Source organism: Bradyrhizobium sp. LA6.8 (assembly GCF_040547935.1).
Classification (GTDB): Bacteria; Pseudomonadota; Alphaproteobacteria; order Rhizobiales; family Xanthobacteraceae; genus Bradyrhizobium; species Bradyrhizobium barranii.
Genome location: NZ_JBEPQQ010000002.1, coordinates 1,136,006 through 1,155,974 on the forward strand (window position 1 = coordinate 1,136,006; position 19,969 = coordinate 1,155,974).

The 19,969-nt window shown below is 64.1% G+C and carries 19 protein-coding genes; 8 read left to right on the plus strand and 11 right to left on the minus strand.

All coding sequences use genetic code 11. The features are described 5' to 3' along the window. Positions 1 to 5: 5 nt before the first annotated feature. Positions 6 to 209: a hypothetical protein gene (locus tag ABIA90_RS12450; RefSeq protein ID WP_354120245.1), complete on the minus strand. Its 204-nt coding sequence runs from the start codon at positions 207 to 209 to the stop codon at positions 6 to 8. Between ABIA90_RS12450 and ABIA90_RS12455 the strand changes: the two genes are divergently transcribed. Further along, complete coding sequence (locus ABIA90_RS12455; RefSeq protein ID WP_354120235.1) at positions 142 to 768, plus strand: GGDEF domain-containing protein; 627 nt, start codon at positions 142 to 144, stop codon at positions 766 to 768. The two genes, ABIA90_RS12450 and ABIA90_RS12455, sit on opposite strands and share 68 nt — an antisense overlap. Before the next feature lie 62 nt (positions 769 to 830). Here ABIA90_RS12455 and ABIA90_RS12460 read toward each other — a convergent pair whose 3' ends face one another. From ABIA90_RS12460 to ABIA90_RS12470, 3 genes are all read right to left on the minus strand, one after another. Then, positions 831 to 1,082 carry a hypothetical protein gene (locus ABIA90_RS12460; protein WP_028151671.1) on the minus strand — a complete coding sequence of 84 codons (252 nt, stop codon included), beginning with the start codon at positions 1,080 to 1,082 and terminating at the stop codon, positions 831 to 833. A 21-nt stretch (positions 1,083 to 1,103) separates the two neighbouring features. Continuing rightward, positions 1,104 to 1,322 carry a hypothetical protein gene (locus ABIA90_RS12465; protein ID WP_014492449.1) on the minus strand — a complete coding sequence of 73 codons (219 nt, stop codon included), beginning with the start codon at positions 1,320 to 1,322 and terminating at the stop codon, positions 1,104 to 1,106. A gap of 127 nt (positions 1,323 to 1,449) precedes the next feature. Beyond that, the gene (locus ABIA90_RS12470; RefSeq protein ID WP_063986093.1) at positions 1,450 to 1,656 is read right to left on the minus strand and encodes a YdcH family protein; all 207 of its coding nucleotides are present in this window, start codon (positions 1,654 to 1,656) and stop codon (positions 1,450 to 1,452) included. A 329-nt stretch (positions 1,657 to 1,985) separates the two neighbouring features. Between ABIA90_RS12470 and ABIA90_RS12475 the strand changes: the two genes are divergently transcribed. Continuing rightward, a complete protein-coding gene (locus ABIA90_RS12475; RefSeq protein ID WP_008131172.1) occupies positions 1,986 to 2,168 on the plus strand; it encodes a YdcH family protein in 183 nt (60 codons plus the stop codon). 141 nt (positions 2,169 to 2,309) lie between these two features. On the opposite strand, the gene ABIA90_RS12480 is transcribed toward ABIA90_RS12475, so the two are convergent. Then, positions 2,310 to 3,413, minus strand: coding sequence for an NAD(P)/FAD-dependent oxidoreductase (locus tag ABIA90_RS12480; protein ID WP_354120080.1), 1,104 nt, complete (start codon positions 3,411 to 3,413; stop codon positions 2,310 to 2,312). A gap of 202 nt (positions 3,414 to 3,615) precedes the next feature. On the opposite strand from ABIA90_RS12480, the gene ABIA90_RS12485 reads away from it, so the two are divergent. The 6 genes from ABIA90_RS12485 to ABIA90_RS12510 all read left to right on the plus strand — a co-directional run bounded on the left by ABIA90_RS12485 (position 3,616) and on the right by ABIA90_RS12510 (position 11,378). Then, the gene (locus tag ABIA90_RS12485; RefSeq protein ID WP_354120081.1) at positions 3,616 to 6,294 is read left to right on the plus strand and encodes a sensor domain-containing protein; all 2,679 of its coding nucleotides are present in this window, start codon (positions 3,616 to 3,618) and stop codon (positions 6,292 to 6,294) included. Positions 6,295 to 6,430: 136 nt separating this feature from the next. Further along, positions 6,431 to 7,891, plus strand: coding sequence for a glycerol-3-phosphate dehydrogenase (locus ABIA90_RS12490; RefSeq protein WP_354120082.1), 1,461 nt, complete (start codon positions 6,431 to 6,433; stop codon positions 7,889 to 7,891). A 75-nt stretch (positions 7,892 to 7,966) separates the two neighbouring features. After that, complete coding sequence (locus ABIA90_RS12495) at positions 7,967 to 9,139, plus strand: ABC transporter ATP-binding protein (protein WP_354120083.1); 1,173 nt, start codon at positions 7,967 to 7,969, stop codon at positions 9,137 to 9,139. Then, complete coding sequence (locus ABIA90_RS12500) at positions 9,136 to 10,050, plus strand: ABC transporter permease (RefSeq protein WP_354120084.1); 915 nt, start codon at positions 9,136 to 9,138, stop codon at positions 10,048 to 10,050. The genes ABIA90_RS12495 and ABIA90_RS12500 overlap by 4 nt, the downstream gene beginning before the upstream one ends. Positions 10,051 to 10,054: 4 nt before the next feature. Next, positions 10,055 to 10,867 (plus strand): ABC transporter permease, encoded by an 813-nt coding sequence (locus ABIA90_RS12505; protein ID WP_028151664.1) that lies wholly within the window; start codon positions 10,055 to 10,057, stop codon positions 10,865 to 10,867. A gap of 13 nt (positions 10,868 to 10,880) precedes the next feature. Beyond that, positions 10,881 to 11,378, plus strand: coding sequence for a DUF6622 family protein (locus ABIA90_RS12510; RefSeq protein WP_354120085.1), 498 nt, complete (start codon positions 10,881 to 10,883; stop codon positions 11,376 to 11,378). On the opposite strand, the gene ABIA90_RS12515 is transcribed toward ABIA90_RS12510, so the two are convergent. From ABIA90_RS12515 to ABIA90_RS12540, 6 genes are all read right to left on the minus strand, one after another. After that, a complete protein-coding gene (locus ABIA90_RS12515) occupies positions 11,379 to 12,371 on the minus strand; it encodes a hypothetical protein (RefSeq protein WP_354120086.1) in 993 nt (330 codons plus the stop codon). Between the two features lie 211 nt (positions 12,372 to 12,582). Further along, on the minus strand, positions 12,583 to 13,449 hold the full coding sequence (locus tag ABIA90_RS12520) for a carbohydrate ABC transporter permease (protein ID WP_028151662.1): 867 nt from the start codon (positions 13,447 to 13,449) through the stop codon (positions 12,583 to 12,585). Next, complete coding sequence (locus tag ABIA90_RS12525; protein WP_028151661.1) at positions 13,446 to 14,318, minus strand: carbohydrate ABC transporter permease; 873 nt, start codon at positions 14,316 to 14,318, stop codon at positions 13,446 to 13,448. The genes ABIA90_RS12520 and ABIA90_RS12525 overlap by 4 nt, the downstream gene beginning before the upstream one ends. 97 nt (positions 14,319 to 14,415) lie before the next feature. Next, positions 14,416 to 15,801, minus strand: a complete 1,386-nt coding sequence (locus ABIA90_RS12530) for an ABC transporter substrate-binding protein (protein WP_063981139.1) — start codon at positions 15,799 to 15,801, stop codon at positions 14,416 to 14,418. Between the two features lie 193 nt (positions 15,802 to 15,994). After that, positions 15,995 to 17,650: a WG repeat-containing protein gene (locus tag ABIA90_RS12535; RefSeq protein WP_354120087.1), complete on the minus strand. Its 1,656-nt coding sequence runs from the start codon at positions 17,648 to 17,650 to the stop codon at positions 15,995 to 15,997. A gap of 355 nt (positions 17,651 to 18,005) precedes the next feature. After that, positions 18,006 to 19,895 (minus strand): AsmA family protein, encoded by a 1,890-nt coding sequence (locus tag ABIA90_RS12540; RefSeq protein ID WP_166353372.1) that lies wholly within the window; start codon positions 19,893 to 19,895, stop codon positions 18,006 to 18,008. Between the last annotated feature and the right edge of the window lie 74 nt (positions 19,896 to 19,969).

The following is a 19,969-nucleotide window of genomic DNA, read 5'->3' on the forward strand; positions in this document are numbered from 1 at the left end:
ATGCACTATCCTGTCTTGGTGAATCCCCGCAAGCCTTCATTGAGCAGGATGCCCATGAAGAAACCAAAAAGGGCGAGCGCTGCGAAGGCCAAAAAGGGCCGGAAAGCCAGCGCCAGCCGGTCCAAAGCTGCCCCCAGGCGGCTGGCGAAGCGCTCAGCCAAGCCGGCGCGGCGCGGAGCGTCGGCCGCCGACGACACCAGGGCGACCATCCGCGGCTTGCGGAGCAAGCTCAAGGAGGCGGCGCGGCGGGTCGCGGAACTGGAAGCTGCGGCCGACACCGATTTCCTGCTCGAGATTCCGAACCGGCGCGGCTTCGAGCGCGAGCTCGCGCGCGCCATCGCCTACATGAAGCGCTACCGCGCCAGCGGCGCGCTGATCGTCCTCGACGTCGATCGCCTGAAGCCGATCAATGATTCCTTCGGCCATGCCGCCGGAGACGAGGTGCTCAAGGCGATTGCGGCCACCCTGACGCGGCAGGTCCGCGCCTCGGACGTGGTCGGCCGGCTTGGCGGCGACGAGTTCGCGCTGCTGCTCTGGAATCTCAGCGAGACCGACGCCAAGGCGAAGGCCGCGACTTTCGAGCAGGCGATCGACGAATTGTCGTTTGCCTTTCGCGGTCAGCGCGTGACCGCGGGCGCCTCCGCAGGTGTCGCGCTGCTGGGGGCGCAGTCCGATGCAGGCCGCGCGCTGGAGGAGGCTGATGCCGCCATGTATGTGCGCAAGGCGCACCGGCGGCACGAGCCGCTGATCAGGCTGGTCAGCAACTAGGGCACGATCCTCGCGACAAATGCGGACCGCGTTGCGCGGAGATCATGCTCAAGCAACAACCCTTACAGCGTGGCCAGATCTTCCGGCACGTTGCCGAATTTGCGCAGCAGCGTGGCGTCGCCGAATTCGCCGGTCATGGGATCGCCGCTGCGGCTGAACGCAACCGCGCCGATATGGCCGGCACCGTGCGCCATGATCTCGGCGCGCCGCAACGCGGCCGCCGAGCTCTGGCATTCCTCCGCGGCGCCCGCGACAGGCGATCCGTCGGCATCGATCAGGAAGGGCATTGCAACGTAGTAGGTCACATCCGACATGGCGTTGCTCCGATGTTGAACTCAGGCGGCGCTGCTGTTGCTCCGCACCTTGCTGCGTGCGGTCTCGGGAATGCAGCCGGCTGAAATCGCCGCCTGTAATTCTTCCAGCTCTGCTTCCAGATATTCGTTGGCCATGATCAGCGCCTTGATGGTGCTGCGCAGATTGCCGTCGCACATCGCGATCGCCTGGTCGCAGGCCTGTTCATAATGGCTGTTGTCGAGAAGGGCGGTTGCCGACATCTGCGTTGTCCTCGGGGGTTTCCTGGGCGTTTCCTGGGGCGGTGGGATGCCCAAATGTTCCTATTTTGTTCTTTTCGAGTCAAGCGGATTCGGATGCGGCGAGCTGCCACGAAAAGGGCCTCGCGGTTCAGGCGATGATGTCCGGCGTGATCTGGTCTTCGATGAACGCGATACGGTCGCGCAACAACAGCTTGCGCTTCTTCAACCGTTGTAACCGCAACAGGTCGGGGGCAGGCGATTGATGCATCGCATCGATCGCGGCGTCGAGATCTCGGTGTTCTTGCTGCAACCGGGTGAGCTCGGCTTCGAGCTCACGCTCGTCTTCATTGGTCATGTTCGCGGTGGCCGAAAACCCGATGGGCGTGAGATTCAAGGCTGTGGATGCCCTGTGGAAATTATCGTCCTTGCGCGCCGTGATCGCAAGCGATCTCGGGCCGCCGCTCACCGAACTCTCGCAAGATATTTCGACGATTCGTTGCGGCGTTGCGCAAGCACATTGATATCATGGATTTTTCCAGCGTGGTTCCTTACTCACGATTCGTTACATATGAATTTTCAAAAATGACGCTGCGACGACGGATACATATCGACAGAACGAATCGGTGATGTACACTTGTTTGTCCGGATCGAATCCAAGGTTTCCCCCTACCGAGGAGGTTTCGAATGACAATTCAGGCACATCTGGTTGAATTGGAACGGAAGCACAAAACGCTCGAAAACGAATTGCACGAAGCTCTCGTGCACCTTTCAACAGACGACCTGCAAATTGTTGAGTTGAAGCGACGGAAGTTGATGGTCAAGGACCAGATCGAGCGTTTGAAGCACACCGGCGACACGCTCCACTAGTAACCCCTGTAACAGTGTAGAGTTGAACTTACCCTTTCATGCAGGGGTGAGAGCTATTGCGCTCATCCCTGCATGAAGGTGCGCAGCGTGCAAAGTTATTTGCACGGCACTTGGAGCCTTTCCGCTCCGATGGAAAATCCCCTAGATGCCTGCGAGCTCGGCGACGTGATCCGCGATCGCGAGCGATGACGTCAGTCCCGGCGATTCGATGCCGAACAGGTTGATCAGGCCTTCGACGCCGTGATCGCGCGGGCCCTGCATCAGAAAATCCTGCGTGGCCACCGCCGGCGGCACGATCTTCGGGCGAATGCCTGAATAGCTCGGCATCAGCGCGCCGTCGGGCAGCGTCGGCCAGTATCTCCGGATCGCCGGATAGAAGCGCTCGGCGCGTGATGGATCGACCTCGTAATTGATCGTCTCGATCCACTCGACGTCGGGGCCGAAGCGTGCCTGCCCGGCCATGTCCAGTGTCAGATGCACGCCGAGCCCGCCTGGCTCGGGCACCGGATAGATCAGGTGCGAGAACGGTGCCCTGGCGTTGCAGCTGAAATAGTTTCCCTTGGCGAGATAGGCGGGTGGAATCCGGTCGATCGGCATGCCGTCGATGTGGCGTGCGACCGTTGTCGCCGAGAGCCCGGCGGCGTTGACGAGCAGGCCGCATTGCAGCGTCATCGGCGCTTCGCCGCCGGCCTCGATCTCGATCGCATCGCCGGCTGCCTTGGCGCGGATCAGCGGGGTGTGAAACGCGAAGGCCGCGCCGGCTGCCTCGGCCTCGCCGCGCAGCGAGAGCATGTAGGCGTGGCTGTCGATGATGCCGGTCGATGGCGAGAGCAGCGCGGCATCGCAGGCGAGCGCCGGCTCCAGCGCGCGCGCGGCCTCGCCGGTGAGCAGCTGCATGTCGAGCACGCCATTGGCCTCGGCATGCGCCTTGATCGATTGCAGCTTCTCGGTCTCCTTGGCGCTGGTCGCGACGATCAGCTTGCCGCAATTCTTGTGCGGGATGCCGCGCTCGCCGCAGTAGCGGTACAGCTCATGCTTGCCGCTGACGCACATGCGCGCCATCCAGCTGCCGGCGCGGTAATAGATCCCGGCATGGATCACCTCGCTGTTGCGCGAGGAGGTGATGGTGCCGATGGCCTCGGCTTCCTCGAGCACGATCACCTCGCGCCCGGCCTGGGCAAGCTTTCGAGCCACCGCGAGCCCGACCACGCCGGCTCCGATGACGACGCAGTCGACCCTATCCATGGTTGTGCAGTGTATCCATTGAAAGCAACGGTGGCATCAGGCCTGAGAACCACGGCACCGGGCCGTTTTCCATTAAGGAAGCATTTATCATGTCAGGGCAATTGCCGTATTTGGCGTCACATTTTTCTGTTGCGCGTACAGGCGTTTACCCGATCCAAACCCGTGAAGCCAGACAATCCGACGTTGAAAGCGCGGGTGGCTGATGGCTGAGAAGAACTGGCACGTGGGCAGCACGCTTCCGATTGCTGTGCAGGCCGTCGTGTGCCTGGGCAGCGCGGTCGCGCCTGCGCGCGCCTTTGCGCTCTCGGACAGCTTCGCGCCGCCAGGCAAGCTCGATCCCAATTTGGTCTGGGAAGCGCTGATCGGCGGCATCGTCGTCTGTGCGTTCCTGGCCGCCATCGCGCTGTGGATCCATTCCTCGCTGCGCCGCACCAAGCGCTTGCAGCTGCGGCGCAACGCCTTCGTCTCCTCCGCCATGAACAATCTCAACCAGGGCGTGGTGATGACGGATGCGCAACGACGCATCATGTTCTGCAACGACCGCTATCTCGAGATCTACGGCCTGGCGCGCTCGGATCTGTGGACCGGGATGACCGGCTACGACATCCTCGAACTCAGGCGCAAGCGCGACGTCCTCGGCGGTGTCTCCGACGATGAGTTCTACGAGAAGGCGGCGAGCCCCAACGGCCTGATCACCGAACTGCCTGATGGCCGCGCCATCCTGGTGAAATATTTCGTGTTGCCGAACGGCGGCTCGGTCGCGACGCATCTGGACGTCAGCGATCAGCGCAAGCTGTCACGGCAGCTCGCCTCCACCAAGCAATTCCTGGAAACCGTGCTGGACCACGTGCCGGCCTGCGTCGCTGCGAAGAACATCGAGGACGGTCGCTACATCTTCGCCAACAGCGCCTATGAACGGTTCTGGGGGTTCTCGCGCGACCACGCCGTCGGCAAGAATGCGCGGGAGCTGTTCGCGCCCATCTCGACGGCCAGCATCGAGGCGGCCGACAAGGCGGCACTGAATTCGCCGGACGGCCAGTTCCGCAATGAATTCGAGGTCGACCGCGCCGGTGAACGGCGCATGGTTGCCTCGATCCGGATCGTGGTCCGCGACGAGAGCAACAAGCCCGAATTCCTGATGCTCGTGTTCGAGGATATCACCGACCGCCGCTCGCTGTCGCAGGAGCTGGAGAGCACGAAGAAGTTCCTGGAGCTTGTGGTCGACAACATTCCGGTGGCGCTCATCGTGGAGCAGGTCAAGGACGGCCGCTACCTGCTCGCCAATCGCAGCGCGGAGACGATCCTCAACCGCCGGCGCGAGGAGGCCACGGGCCTGACCGCCTCCGACATCTTCAATCCCAAGGAAGCCAAGCTGATCATCGCGCGCGACGAGGCCGCGATCAAGAAGCGCGGGATGATCACCGAGGAGCACCCGATCTCCACCAAGGACGGCCTGCGGCTGTTCCTGACCCGCCGCGCCACGGTGCTGAGCGATGCCGGCGAGCCGCAATATCTGATCAAGACCCACGAAGATGTCACCGATCGCCGGCAGACCGAGTCGCGCATGGCGCACATGGCTTATCACGACGGCCTGACCGATCTGCCGAACCGCGCCGCCTTCCTCCAGGCGCTGACCCAGATGATCGAGGCCTGCGAAGGCACCAGCGAGGAGTTCGCCGTGCTCTGCCTCGACCTCGACGGCCTCAAGGAGGTCAACGACGTCTTCGGTCATGCGCTCGGCGACAAGCTGTTGATCGAGGTGGCCCAGCGGCTTCAGGATTCCGCGCGCGGCGGCGTGGTGGCGCGCCTGTCCGGCGACGAGTTCGGCCTCATCATCGACGGCAAGCAGCCGGAGGCGGGCCTTGCGCTGGCGCAGCAGCTCGGCGAGGCCGTTGCCCAGGAATTTCAGATCGACGGCCGGGCGGTCCGCGCCGGCGTCACCACCGGCATGTCGATCTTCCCGCATAATGGTGCCGACGGCGCATCGCTGCTGGCCAATGCCGGCGCGGCGCTGTTCCGCGCCAAGCAGAAGTCGCGCGGCACGATCGGCCTTTACCAGCCGGAGATGGACCAGCAGATCCGCGACCGCCGCGTGCTGCACCAGGACCTGTCGAAAGCGATCAAGAACGGCGAATTGTCGCTCGCGTTCCAGCCGCAGGGCATCGCGCGCCACAGCGTCGCCGAGAGCGAGATTATCGGCTTCGAAGCGCTGGCGCGCTGGCAGCATCCGGTGCGCGGCCAGGTCTCGCCGGCCGAGTTCATCCCGATCGCGGAGGAGAGCGGCCTGATCGTCGAGATGGGCGAGTGGATCCTGCGCGAGGCCTGCCGCGAGGCGGCGTCCTGGCCGAAGCCGCTCCAGGTCGCGGTCAATTTGTCGCCGGTGCAGTTCATGCACGGCGACGTGGTCGGGCTGGTCCATTCAATCCTGATCGAGACGGGCCTGGCACCCGGCCGGCTCGAGCTGGAAATCACCGAGGGCGTGCTCATCGAGGACTTTGATCGGGGTCTTGCACTGCTGCGCCGGCTGAAGGCGCTCGGCGTGCGCATCTCCATGGATGATTTCGGCAGCGGTTACTCTTCGCTGAGCTATCTCCAGGCGTTCCCGTTCGACAAGATCAAGATCGACCGCGCCTTCATCATGAATCTCGGCCGCAACCCGCAATCGGCGGCTATCGTCCGCGCCGTGATCGATCTCGGCCACGGCCTCGAAATGTCGATCATCGCCGAGGGCGTCGAGACCCTCGATCAGCTCGTCTTTCTTGCCAAGGAGGGCTGCGACGGCGTGCAGGGCTACCTGCTCGGCAAGCCGCTGCCGATCGGCAAATATGCCGGCCTCGTCGGCCGCGCCGAGACCATGGAGCTTGCGCTCAAGACCGGCTAGAGCGTTATCGAGCCAAGCGGATACCGGTTCGCGCAAAGAAAATGCGTCAAAACAAGAATCCAAAGCCTCGTTCCGATTTCATCGGAATGGAAATGGCTCTAGTGATGGCGGGAGCTAGCTCCCATTCGACGGCTTCATGGCGGATTACGACCTTGCGATCATCGGCGGCGGCCTGAACGGTGTCAGCCTCGCCCGCGATGCGGCCGGCCGCGGCCTGCGGGTCATTCTGCTGGAACAGGGCGATCTCGGCGGCGCGGCGTCATCCGCGACGCCACGGCTGATCCATGGCGATCTGTCGGTGCTGGAACGCCGCGGTTTTTGGCGGGTGCGCCGGGCGTTGGCCGAGCGCCGGACCTGGCTTGCCATCGCGCCGCATCTGGTCCGGCCGATGCGTTTCGTGATCCCGGCCCATTCCGAGGAGCGTCCACCCTGGCTGCTGCGCGCCGGCTTGTACCTCTATGACAGCCTCACCGGTCGGAGCGGCCTGCCTGCCGCGACAACCCTCGACATCACGCATCATCCGGTCGGCAACGCGCTGAAGCGCCCGTTCGGAACGGCTTTCGAATATTCGGACTGCGTCGTCGATGATTCCCGCCTGGTGGTGCTGACGGCGCTGGACGCCGCCGAACGCGGCGCTGCGATCCGGACCGGGGCGCGCTGTGTCCGCGCCGATCGAACCGACACATGGCGCCTCGCGGTGGTCGATCGTGGCCATCGCCGTGTGGTCACGGCCCGGGCGCTGGCCAATGCCACCGGCGGCTGGACGTCGATCGTCGCAGAGACCGTGCTGCGCCAGCCGCAGCCTGCCATGGTGGCCATGCAGATGAGCCAGATCATCGTGCCGCAGCTGTTCGAGTCCGATAACGTCTACGTCTTCCAAAACAGCGATGGGCGGCTGATCTTCGCGAGCCCCCTCGAGCGCGATTTCACGCTGATCGGCACGGTCACTCGTGATTTCACCGGTGATCCCGCGATCGTGGCGATGCCTGGGGCTGACGTCAGCTATCTCTGCGAGGCCGCCAGCCGCTATTTCCGCGAGCGCGTCGCGCCCACCGACGTGGTGCGCGCGGTCTCCGGCGTCAACCTGACGCTGGCGTCCATGCGGCGGCGCGACGGGACGACGCTGTTCCACGCGCGCCGGCGCAAGGCGCCGCTGATCACGATGTTCGGCGGCGACGTCACCACCTCGCGCCTGCGCGCCGAGCGGGCGGTGACGAGGCTGACGCCGTTCTATCCGATGTCGCCGCCCCGGACCGCCGGCGCCGCGTTGCCCGGCGGAGATTTTGCCTGGGACCGTTTCGACACCGAAGTGGACCTCGCCCGCGACCGCTGGCGCTTTCTGTCGGAGCCGCAGGCCCAGCGTCTGGTCGCGGCCTATGGCTCGCGCTTGCCGGCCGTGCTCGGCGAGGCGAAGACCCGCGACGAACTCGGACCCGCCTTCGGCCCCGAACTGACCGGTGCCGAAGTGCGCTATCTGATGAACCACGAATGGGCGCGTTTTCCAGAGGATATTCTGTGGCGGCGCTCGAAGCTGGGTCTGACGATGCCCGCGGCGGACCGTGACGCGCTGGCCGCGTTCATGGCGAATGTGATGTGAACGACGCGCCCCGAACCGGTTGAGCTGGGGACGATCGACCGCTAGCGTGCGGCGGAATCGGGGTTGGCAGGGACCATGACGGACGAGTTGCCTAGAACAGACGCCGCGGCCAATGCGGCCGGCGGAGATGCGCTTCCTGCGGCGGGGCAGCCGTTGCTGCGCGTCGAGGGCGTCGCCAAGACGTTCGGGACGTTCCGGGCCGTGGACGGCGTGTCGCTCGACATCAAGGCCGGCGAGTTCTTTGCGCTGCTCGGGCCCAGTGGCTGCGGCAAGACCACGCTGCTGCGCATGCTCGCCGGGTTCGAGGCGCCGGACGAGGGGCGCATCCTGCTCGGCGGCCGGGACATCGCGCAGGCGCTGCCGCATGAACGCCCGATCAACATGATGTTCCAGAACTACGCGCTGTTTCCGCATCTCTCCGTGCGCGACAACATCGCCTTCGGCCTGAAGCGGGCCGGCATGGCGCGTGCCGACATCGCCACGCGCGTGGCGGAAATGATTGCGCTGGTGAAGCTCGAGGGGCTGGAGAAGCGCAGGCCCGACCAGCTCTCCGGCGGTCAGCGTCAGCGCGTGGCGCTGGCGCGTGCATTGGCGCGCCGGCCGCAGCTTCTGCTGCTCGATGAGCCGCTCGCGGCGCTCGACAAGAAGCTGCGCGAGAGTACGCAGGGCGAGCTGATGGAGTTGCAGCGCCGGCTCGGCATGACCTTCATCATCGTCACCCACGATCAGGAGGAAGCCATGACCATGGCGAGCCGGATCGGCGTAATGAAGGCCGGGAAGCTCGCCCAGGTCGCGAGCCCCCGTGAACTCTACGAAGCGCCGCGCTCGCGCTGGATCGCGGAGTTCGTCGGCGACATCAATCTGTTCGACGGCGAGTCCAAATTGCGCGACGGTCATCGTCTGATCATCGGCACGCGCGATGCGGGTGCGCTGGTGGTGGCCGAGCCGCGCGAAGGCGTCGGCGCGGGAAAATTGTCGGTCGCGATCCGCCCCGAGAAGGTCAAGCTGTCGCGCCGCGGGCCGGTGAGCGAGGCCGGTCGTGAGACGGCGATCAACAGCCTGGACGGCGTGGTCGCCGACATCTGCTATCTCGGCGGCACCACCACCTTCAAGGTGAAGCTCGATGCCGGCGGAATCTTGCAGGCGTCGGTCCCCAACAGCGCGCGCCTCGACGTCGACGCCTACAGCCTGAACCAGCATGTCGTCGCCTGGTTCACGCCCGACGACTGCGTGGTGCTGCAATCATGAGCTCGCGCCGCATCTTCGCAAGGCCGGCGCGCTTTGCCGCGATCGCGCCCTATGTCTGGATGCTGCTGTTCTTCCTGGTGCCGTTCGGCTTCGTGCTCAAGATCAGCCTGTCGCAGACGGCGATCGCACAGCCGCCCTACGAGCCGGTGTTCGACCTGATGGCGGGATGGGAGGCGCTCAAGACGGCATTTGCCGCGCTGTCGATCGACAATTTCAAGCTGCTCGCCTCAGACGACATCTACGTATTCGCCTATGTGCGCAGCCTCACCGTCGCCGTCACCGCGACCGCGCTGTTGCTCGTGATCGGCTATCCCATCGCCTACGGCATGGCGCGGTTGCCGAAGCGCTGGCAGGCGGTGGCGATGGTGCTGGTGATCGTCCCGTTCTGGACCTCGTTCCTGATCCGCATCTATGCCTGGATCAACATCCTTCAGCATGACGGCCTGCTGAACCAGATCCTGCTCGCGCTGCATCTGGTCAGCCAGCCGGTGGTGTGGCTCTCGACCGACACCGCGATGTATATCGGCATCGTCTATTCCTATCTGCCGTTCATGATCCTGCCGCTCTACGCCACGCTCGCGAAAATGGAGCCGGTGCTGGAGGAGGCGGCCTCTGATCTCGGCGCGCCGCCCTGGCAGGTGTTCTGGCTCGTCACCTTTCCGCTGTCGCTGCCCGGCGTCGGCGCCGGCGTGCTGCTGTGCTTCATCCCCATCGTGGGCGAGTTCGTGATCCCGGACCTTCTGGCCGGCTCCAATTCGCTGATGATCGGCCAGACCCTGTGGCTCGAATTCTTCACCAACAAGGACTGGCCGGTGGCGTCCGCAGCGGCGATCGTGCTGCTGGTGGTGCTGCTGGTGCCGCTGCTGCTGTACGAGCGGCTGCAGAAGCGGCAGCTGGAACAGGGGCGCTGAAGCGATGCGCAAGGTCTCCCGCCTGTCCCGCTTCAACATCGCCTCGCTCGCATTGGGTCTGGCGTTCCTCTATCTGCCGATCCTCATCCTCGTCATCTACTCCTTCAATGCCTCGCGGCTGGTGACGGTGTGGGGCGGCTGGTCGCTGCGCTGGTACCACGAGTTCTTCAATGACCGCGCCATGATCGAGGCGGCCTGGATGAGCCTGCGGGTCGCGGTCTCCTCAGCGACCATCGCCACGCTGCTCGGCACGCTCGCAGCCGTTGCGCTGTCGCGCGGCGAGCGCTTTCGCGGGCGCACGCTGTTCTCGGGCATGCTCTACGCGCCGCTGGTGATGCCGGAGGTGATCACCGGATTGTCGCTACTGCTGCTGTTCGTCGCGCTCAACGCCGAGCGCGGCTTCTGGACGGTGACGATCGCCCACACCACGCTGACGATGTGCTTCGTCGCGGTGGTCGTGCAGTCCCGCCTCGGCTCGCTCGACCGTTCGCTGGAGGAGGCGGCGATGGACCTCGGCTGCAACCCGGTTCGCGCCTTCGTCGCCGTGACGCTGCCGCTGATCGCGCCCGCGATCGTGGCGGGCTGGATGCTGGCCTTCACGCTGTCGCTCGACGATCTCGTGATCGCGAGTTTCACCACCGGCCCCGGCTCGGCGACGCTGCCGATCCGGATCTATTCCGAGGTGCGGCTTGGCGTGAAGCCCGAGATCAACGCGATCTGCACGCTGGTGATCGCCCTGATCGCGGTGGTCATCGTCATCGCCTCGCTTGCCTCGAAACTGTCGAGCTCGCAGGGCGAGAGCGCGGCGCCGCTGTAGGCTCGGAGCAATCATGACATTCGCCTACCAGATCCTGATCCATACGCCGGTCTGGGTCTGGATGCTGCTCGCTTTTCTGGTGTGGCAGGGCGTTCAGGCGATGCAGCCGCGCACGACGCCGATCTGGCGCGCGCTGATCGTGCCGGTCGTGTTCATCGTCTGGGGGATTTCGCGGCTCGGCTTCGGCCACCAAGACAGCGTTTGGCCGCTGGTCGCATGGATCGCGGCCGCGCTGGCGCTGCTGCCGCTCGGTGTGCTGACGCCGCGCCCGTTCGACGTCGATCACGCGACCGGGCGGATCATCCGTCCGGGCAGTCCATTTGGTCTGGTCCGCAACCTGATTGTCTTCGCCTCGCAATATGCGGTCGGCGTGATCTCGGCGATCGATGCGGGCGACCGCGCGCTGGCGATCGTCGCCGGCCGCGCCATCTCGGGCGCGACCGCCGGCTACTTCATCGGCTCGACGATCGCCCTGCTGGTCGCGTATCGACGCAAGAGCGCGGAGAGATGATCAGCGTGACCGGGTTGCGCGTTTCGCGGCCTTGGTGCCTGTAGAACGCGACCGCGTCGCGGAGGCCGCGATGGGCCCCGCGTATCGCGCGCGCACCGCGCCCTGCATCGCGGCACCGAGCTGCCGCAGCGCGAGGCTGTCGAGCGGAAACTCGAGCAGGATGTGAATCAGGCTCAGCGCCAGCAGGAAGGTGAAGCCGAAAGCGTAGTCGTAGAAGTACAGCGCGGTGGAGGCGGCGCTTGCGGCGGCCATCGCCGCCAGCCGCGCCTTGGGCACCTCAGTCCAGCGGATGACGTCGGCTTTGATGAACCAGTTGAGGTAGTGGTAGGTGTAGACGAAAGCGAGCAGGCTCGTCAGCCGGGTGTCGAGGACGAGGCCGGGGACTCCGAACAGCCGGCCCAGCGCCGGACCGACATTGCCGAAATAGTCCTGCCCGACTCGGGCAAAGCTCGAGATCCGGATTTCGGCCGTTGGCGGCAGCAACAGGATCATGGCGACCGCAAGCAGATAGACGACCACCAGCGCAGCCTGCACGCGGCTGCCCGACCGGTGCGCGCCGAGCACCATGAAGATCAGCGTGAACAGCGAGACGTGGATCAGGGTCGGAATCAGGATGCCGATGACCGCGAGCGACGATCCGCTCGAATACATGATGGCGGACAGGGTGATCGCCACCATGAACAGCAGCATGCTCTCGATCGCGGAGGTGGTGGCTGCCAGCATGGCGCAGACGACCAGCGCGCCCCACATCGCAAGGCCGAACCACGAGGCGTTGTCGATCAGCACCGAGACCACGGCGACGATCGCGAGGATCGCCGCGATCCCGCGATGGGGCAGATAATAGCTGCGATCGTGCAGCCACGAGATCTCGGTGAAGTAGTGCGCCGGGCCGAGCACGACATAGGCCAGCAGCAGCAGCTCGAACGGCACCAGATAGGACGCCGCGAACGCCAGCAGCATCAGGCCGAGATGGATCGCGTCGTTGCCGCGCATGGTGACGTGCCCCGTGACAGGGCTGCGAGGTTAGAGCAGGCGTGGACAACCCGCAATTGTCCACGTCGTCGCTCGAACGCCCTGCTTGCGGCGACGCGATGCGTCCCGGAGCGCTTTCGAGCGAAGCGGATACCGGTTCGCGTAATGAAAACGCGTCAACGCAAGAATCGAGGGCCCCGTTCCGATTCCATCGGAACGAGGCTCTCGATTGTCAGGACTTCACCGCGCCTGCCGTGAGCCCGCCCACCATGTAGCGGCGGAAGGCGTAATAGACCGCGGCCGGCGGCAGCGCGTAAATGAAGCCGGTGGTCATCAACAGCTCCCAGGGCGAATCGTCGGCAGCGAGGAAGTTGCCAAGCGCGACGGGGAGGGTGATCTCGCGGTCGTTGGACAGAAGCAGGAACGCGTAGAGATATTCGTTCCAGGCGAGCAGCACCGCATAGGTGCCGATCGCGACCAGCGAGGGCATCATCAGCGGCAGGTAGACCAGGCGGAAGATCTGGAGCGTCGTGGCGCCGTCCATCACCGCGGCTTCGTCCAGCTCGACCGGCAGCTTGTCGGAGGCCTGCTTGAGCACCCAGATCGCGTAGGGGCTGGCGATCGTCACCATGGCCAGGATCAGCGACCAGTGATTGTTGAGCAGGCCGTAATTGCCCATGGTGCGGTACATCGGCACGGCGAGGAACGCCGCGGGGATGAAATAGGTGAAGAGCGCGAGGTTCAACACGGTGCGGCCGCCCGGCACCTTCAATCGCGAGATCGCGAACGCCGCGGCGGTGGCGATGAACAGCGTCAGCACGCCGACGGAGACTGCGATCACCGTCGAGTTCCAGAACTGGATGTAGAAGTCGCGCAGGAAGTAGTGCTGCTGCTTGAACACGATCTCGAAGTTGTGGAGCGTCGGATGATCCGGCCACAGCTTGCCCGAGAACGCGTCCTCCTTCGGGGAGATCGCGAACAGGAACATGTGGTAGATCGGAATCATCGTCCACAGGAAGACGGGAATACCGATCAGCAGCAGCCGCGCTTCGATCGCGACGTCGCGCCAGGAAAATTCGCTTACGCCGGGAAGCTTCATCGCGACAACCGTTTCATCATAAAGTACACGAGCGGCAGGACGAACGGCATCGCGCAGACGATGGAGGCCATCGCGAGCGAGAGCTGGTCGAGCCGGAGATAGCGGATACCGAGCGTCGCCAGCACGTGCGTGAGGTCAGCCGGGCCACCGCCGGTGAGCAGATAGACGCTGTTGAAATCGCCGAGCGTCCAGATCATCGAGAGCAGCGTGCAGGTGATGTAGAGCGTCTGCATCGACGGCCAGGTGATGTAGCGGAATTTCTGCCACCAGCTCGCACCATCGACCTCGGCGGCCTCGAACAGATCGTGCGCGATCGCAAGGCGTCCGGTGATCAGGATCAGCGTCCAGAACGGCAGTGATTTCCAGATGTGCACGCCGATCGCCATGCTCAGCGCCACGGCGGGGTCGTTCAGCCAGTTCGGGCCGTCATCGCCGGTGAGGGAGAAGATGAGGTGGTTGACCACGCCCCATTCGGGATTGAACATGAAGCGCACCGACAGGATGGTCGGGATCGACGGCACCGCCCAGGGCAGGATGAAGATCACCGAGAGCCATTTGATCCAGGTGCGCTGCTGCGCGAAGAAGCCGGACAGGAACAACGCGATCAGCATCTTGATGTTGATGCCGATGACCAGGAAGATCAGCGTGTTGACCGCGGCGCGCGCGAAGATCGGATCGTGAAACAGCGCGACATAATTCGACGGGGCCCGCGCCAGCCACAGCCCGTAGCAGACGGGATAGACGACGAAGGCGAGGAAAACGAGCAGATAGGGCGCGAGCAGCACGATGCCCCAGACCTGCGCCGGGGTCAGCCGCGACGACAAGGGCGGAGCGGGCATCGACTGATCGCCAGAGAGCGTAATCGCCATTCTTCAGGACTCTTTGAAAGGACTTCCGGCCGCACGAGGCGGCCGGTATTAGCGTTTCGCCTCTCCCCGCGCCAGCGGGGAGAGGAAGAAAGAGGATTTAGCCTGCAACCTGCTTGATGCGGGCGATCAGCTCGTCGACGGCCTTGTCGACCGGGACCTTTTCGCTGACGACCCGGTTCATCGCCTTGGCCCAGACGTTCTCGTTGTTGAGGATCGTGAACTTCCAGTTCTTGGTGAAGTCGAACGCGGCGGTGCCGCCGGTGAACTGGGCGTAGACCGCCTTGCGGTGCTTGTCGGCCTGCCAGAACGGGCTGGCCTGGCTTTCCTTCGTCACCGGGAACCAGCGGCCGAGCGCGCCCTCGATATAGGGGCGAACATTCTCTTCCTGGAGCAGGAAGCTGATGAACTGCTTGGCCTCGGCCTTGTTCTTGGCCGCGGTGAACACCAGCCCGGTCTTGACGTCGGAGCGGTAGCGGATGGTCGAACCGTCGGGCGCCTTCGGGAAGGACGCCGTGACGATGTCCTGCTCATAGGCCTTCTTGCCGGCGTCGCGCTGCTCCTGCGTGAGCGCCTGGTTCTGCGAGTCCTCGAACCACTTCGCCGCGATCGAGATCGTGAAGTTGTGGGTCATCACGATGGTCTTGTTGTGGAAGGCGACGTTGTTGTCGGGGTCCTTCCAGGTTGTGGAAGAGGGCGGCGTGCAGCCCTTGATATAGGTGTCGGTGTAATCCTTCAGCGCGCTGATCAGATTCTCGCGCACCTTGGGATCGTCGACCAGGAGCTTGCCGTCGTCGTCGACCAGCTTGACGTGGTAGGCGTCCATGAAGGTGTAGAACGACTGGAAGGCGTCGGTGGATTCAACGCCCATCGGCTGGCCGACGCCGTAGATGCGCTGGCCGGTGGCTTTACGGATACCCGGCTGCACCTTGTCGCACCAGAACGTCCAGTAGCCCGCCCAGTCGGTCGGGATGTCGGCGAGCTTGAAGCCGGCCTTCTCCAGCATGTCGTTCCAGATCTCGACATGCATGCTCTGCTGCTTCAGCGGGAAGCCGTAATAGGCCTTCTTCTTGGTGACGTCGTTATAGAGGATCGACGCATCCAGCGTGTTCTGCACGAACCGGCCCTTGATCGGCTCCATGACGTCCGTGAGGTCCTCGAGCTTGCCCTCATAGGCCCACTTGCCCTGCGCCTGCACGTCGTAGGAATCGGAATAGGCGACATCGGGCACGGTGCCGGCATCGAGCGCGGCGACCGTCTTCGGAATCATGTCCTGGATCGCGTACTGCGACAATTCGACCTTGATGCCGGTCTTGGCTTCGAACTTCTTGATCGTCTCGATCAGCGCGTCGTCTTCGGACCGATAGAAGCCCTTGCCCCACCAGACCGTGATCGTCTTCTGCTGCGCAAAGGCGGGTGCAGTGGCCGCAAAAAGCCCAACCGCAGCGACCGCCAATGAAACTGCGCCAATAACCTTGGATCTCACGTTTTTCTCCCTCAAACGGCCGGTGTTTTTAACCGGTCGTATAAAACACTAGCGCATGGCCGTCAGCCGATCTAGCGGCATCTTGTCAGACATAGGTCGTGGGGTGTCGGGCCAGCGGAGATGCTTAATCCGCGCATCGATCCAATCGCCGCATCAATTCGGCCGGATCAATTCGCATGAGGGGCTCAGGGCCTCAGAGCTGACACGCAAATACGCCGAACTGTCTCTTCAGCGGGTCCGACGGCTGGCATTGAAGGCCTTCGATCGGCTGTCCCCTGCGATCGATTGGACACCAGGCTTCACCGGTTCTGGCCCAATTGATGCCGCGATCGAAGAACGTGGGCGCGTCATATCTTGCCTCGATTGCCAGCGTCCCCTCCACGTCGGCAAAGCCCCAGCGCTCACCCGATTGCGCCGGGACCAGGCCGTCCTGGAGCCGAATGCCGATCCGCCCATCCCGTGGCTTGATCAACCATGAACCGTGGGCATCGAGGATGCCGCGTCTGCCACCCTCGAATGCCATGGCCATATCAGGGCGGATGTGGCAGATGCGTTCAAAACGCTGCGTGGTGATCCACGCACCAGTCGAGGCATCGATGATGCCGTTCCTGTCACCCGCTCGCGCCAGAACCGAACCGTTCGGCAATCCGGGCGAGATCGCGTCGAAAATGGGCTCGACGGCCCAGGTGGCATCAGCTCGCAATAATCCGAACTTGTCACCAAGACCGGCGACGGCAAGAGAGTTGTAGAAGGGGCCGGCACGATCAAACCGCTGCGACGTCATCGGCGTGAGATCGGCTGACGCATAGGCAAATTTATCGCCGATCTTGAGGATATAAGGTCCGTCGCAGGTCACGGGCCTTGATAGCTCACCTTCCTGCGGTTCGATCGGCCTACCATCCTCGTCGAGAATCCGCGGCTTCTTGTCGATCTCACCGACAATACGCCCGTTGGCGCATCGTCCGAATGCAAGGTCGAACGAGGGCGGGACAACGACCTTGGCGTCTTCATCGAGAAGGCCGTGCTTCTTCTCGTTCTGAATGTCCCAGGACCCTTTCGTGGTCTCCTTCAAAAATATGTTCTCGTACTGGGGCTGGACGACCCATTCGCCGGAACGATTTATCAGGCCCGATCTCCCCTTCAGGCGGGCAGGCGTAAATCTGGCGTCGCGTGAAAATTGATGGACGCTCTCAAATTTTGGCTCGATCTTGAAGCGTCCCGAGCGATCGATGAAACCCCAGCGGTCATTGATCTTTGCGGAGGCCATCCCGTCGACGAACGAACCAAGATGCTGGAATTTTGGTTCGAGCTCCCAGCTCCCGTCGGGACGTATCGCGCCCCATCCGGATTCGACCCTTGCCAGCATGAGCGCTGAACTGTCGGTGTCATACGGCAGGATCGCGTCGAGAGAGGGCGGAACAAGCCAGGCGCCGGAGCGGTCCACGAGACCCCATTTGCCTGCCGCCGCGATCGTCCTGCTGTCTGCGATCGCGCCGAACAGTTCAAAAATCCCGTGGATGAATTGCTCCGTGCCCGCAATGCCTTCCGATGTGGTCCGTCTCTCGGTGGCAAAGAAGACCCTCTCGGTGAAGGGAACGACGTAGCCGAACTTGGGCTCAAGCGCCGTCTTACCGTCCAAGTCGATCAGGCCGGACCGTCCGCCGACGTCGATCTGCGCAAATCCGCGAGAGAAGCGATCTGCGATCGGATATTGCGGCTTTGCGATCACGCGACCGCTTGTGTCGACATAGCCGTAGCGGCCGTTCGATCGCACCAGCGCGCGGCCTTCATGGAAGGTATCGACCCAATCATATTCGGGCGGCACCGCAAGCGTACCGTCGCGGTTCACCGCGCCGCACAGGCCGTGAGGGAATCCGCACGAGGGCAGTGGAAACGAAGGGGGTGAGCCGAAGCCATTCGTGCCTTGGTTCGCACGAGCCACAGCGGCGTCGAAAATGACTTTCCCGGCGGGCAGGAGTGGAGCGGGGGGCCGATCACCGGCGTTCGGCTGCGAAACGTTCTGCGCGTTCACCATGGTCGTGAAGGCGAGAGCCGCGACGATCGCGGCCACCCGGCATCTTCCAAAACTTCCCATTGGGCGATGTCTCATCCTGCCTCAACCTCAGGTATGAAATCATCGTGGCGAAATACGGACGCTTCTCATGCTTTGGTGGAGACGTCCCGCGTAGCCGATCCGCTCCGGGCTAATTCGACTTCGCGTTTTCCTTGGCGTTCTCGGCCGTCGGCGAATCTGGCGGCGCAGGGTGCTTCTCGCCGGTGATGCGCCGCTTCAGAAGGTCCAGGAAGGGGGACGCCGCAGGCGACTGGCGGATCAGGCTTTCGGGGTCGGGGAAGATCAGCGGATCGTCCCAGGGACCCTGCACCATGAAGGGCAACTGAAAGCCGGACGTCGTGTTGAGGCTCGCCACGCCCTTCATGTCGTATTCGCGCGTCGGCACCGAGGCAGTGCCCGTCAGCGTGATCTTCGCAGCCGGCCCCTCGATGCGGATGTCCTCGGCGGTGGCGATCCCATCGGAGAATTTCACCGCGACGGTGAGGGTGTCATAAGGGGTCGAGCCGTTGCGGAAATTGCCGCCACCCGACAGCGGCCGCCGCTCCAGCCGCTTCAGGAGCTGCTCGGCGTTGAAGCCCGAGATCGCACCGTCGTGCCCGGTCACGGTGGCAGTGCCGTCGAGCGACTGCACGAGGCCGAACGGGCTGGAGCCGGAGGCCAGCAGCGAGACGTTGATGTTGCCGCGACCGGACAGCTTGTTGAGGCCGAACAATTCGGAGGCGCAGGCCTGGAGATCGACATCGGTGAACTGGAATTGCGCCTTGACGTCGGCGACGGTGTCGGAGCGCGCGATCCCGAACGAGCCCTTGGCGATGCCGCCATAGACCTGGGCTTCGCCGACCGATAGCGCCAGCGTGCCGTTGCGCAGATTGGCGCCGATCGCGGTGCGGCCGAGTTTCGACGTCCCGACTGTCAGCCTTGCTGCCGACAGGCGCATGTCGAGGTCGGTGGTCGAAAGCCCGTTGAGATCGAACAGCTGCCTGTTCCAGTCGCGGGCGCCGCTGGCGAGCAGGCGGAAGGTCGAGATATAAGGTGTGAAGTCGAGCGCGTCGGCGGCAAGCGTCGCTTGCAGCGTCTGCCGGCCGTTATTGGCGTAGGTCATCACGCCCTCGGCGGTGTTGCCGTCGAGCTCGACATTGACGTTGGTGAGCGCGATCGAGGCGCCGACGACATTGGCGCGCGCCTTCAGCGCGAAGCGGCCGAAGCCGCCGCTACCGGGCTGCGGCTGACCGGTCCAGCGCAGCGCGTTGCGCAAGGACGGGCTGTCGATGGTGAGCGTGCCTTCCATCATCGGGCTGGTGCGGTTGGCGACGCTGCCGTCGAAGGCGAGCTTGAGCGGGGCGCTGGCGATCCGCGCCTTCAGCCCGGAGCGGTCGCCGGAGAGGGCGGCGACGAAATCGGCGAAGCTGATCGAGCCGTCGACGCGCTCGCCGCGCCAGTCGAATTGTCCGGTCGCGGCGAAGGACCGCGAGATCGAGGGCCAGGCCAGCGACAGGTCGATGTCCTCGAACTTCTCGGCGGCGTGGGTGGTGGCGTCCTCGTAATTGAGCACACCGTCCTGGATCCTGATCTCGGAGAACGACACCTGGTTCTCGGCGCCCGGCTTCATGGTGCGCGCAATGGTCTGGATGAAGGGCGTCCAGTTGCTTTCGCCATCCTGCTTCAGGCTGACATGGATGCGCGGCCGCAGCAGGGTCAGGTCGGCGATCTCGAACCGCTGCAGCAGCAGCGGCAGCAGCCGGAGATTGGCGGTGAGCACGTCGACATGGAGCGCGGGATCGCTGGTGCCGCCGCCCTTCAGGCCGACGTCATGGAACGAAATGTAGCTCGCCGGCAGCAGCGAAATGTCGATGCTGCCTGCCACGCTGAGCTCGAGCCCGGTGACGTCGCGGATCTGCGTTTCCACCGCCTTGCGCAGTGCGTCGCGGTTGATGAGCCAGGAGGTCGCGATCAGGGCGATCAGCGCGAGGCCGAGCAGCGCCGCGATCGGCGTCCCGAGGCGCTTCATTCCTTGGGCCATGGTCAATGGCATGTCCTGATCGGGTTGGTCGCTGGAGCCAGAAGAGCGGACCGGGAAACCTGCGTGCCCACGCC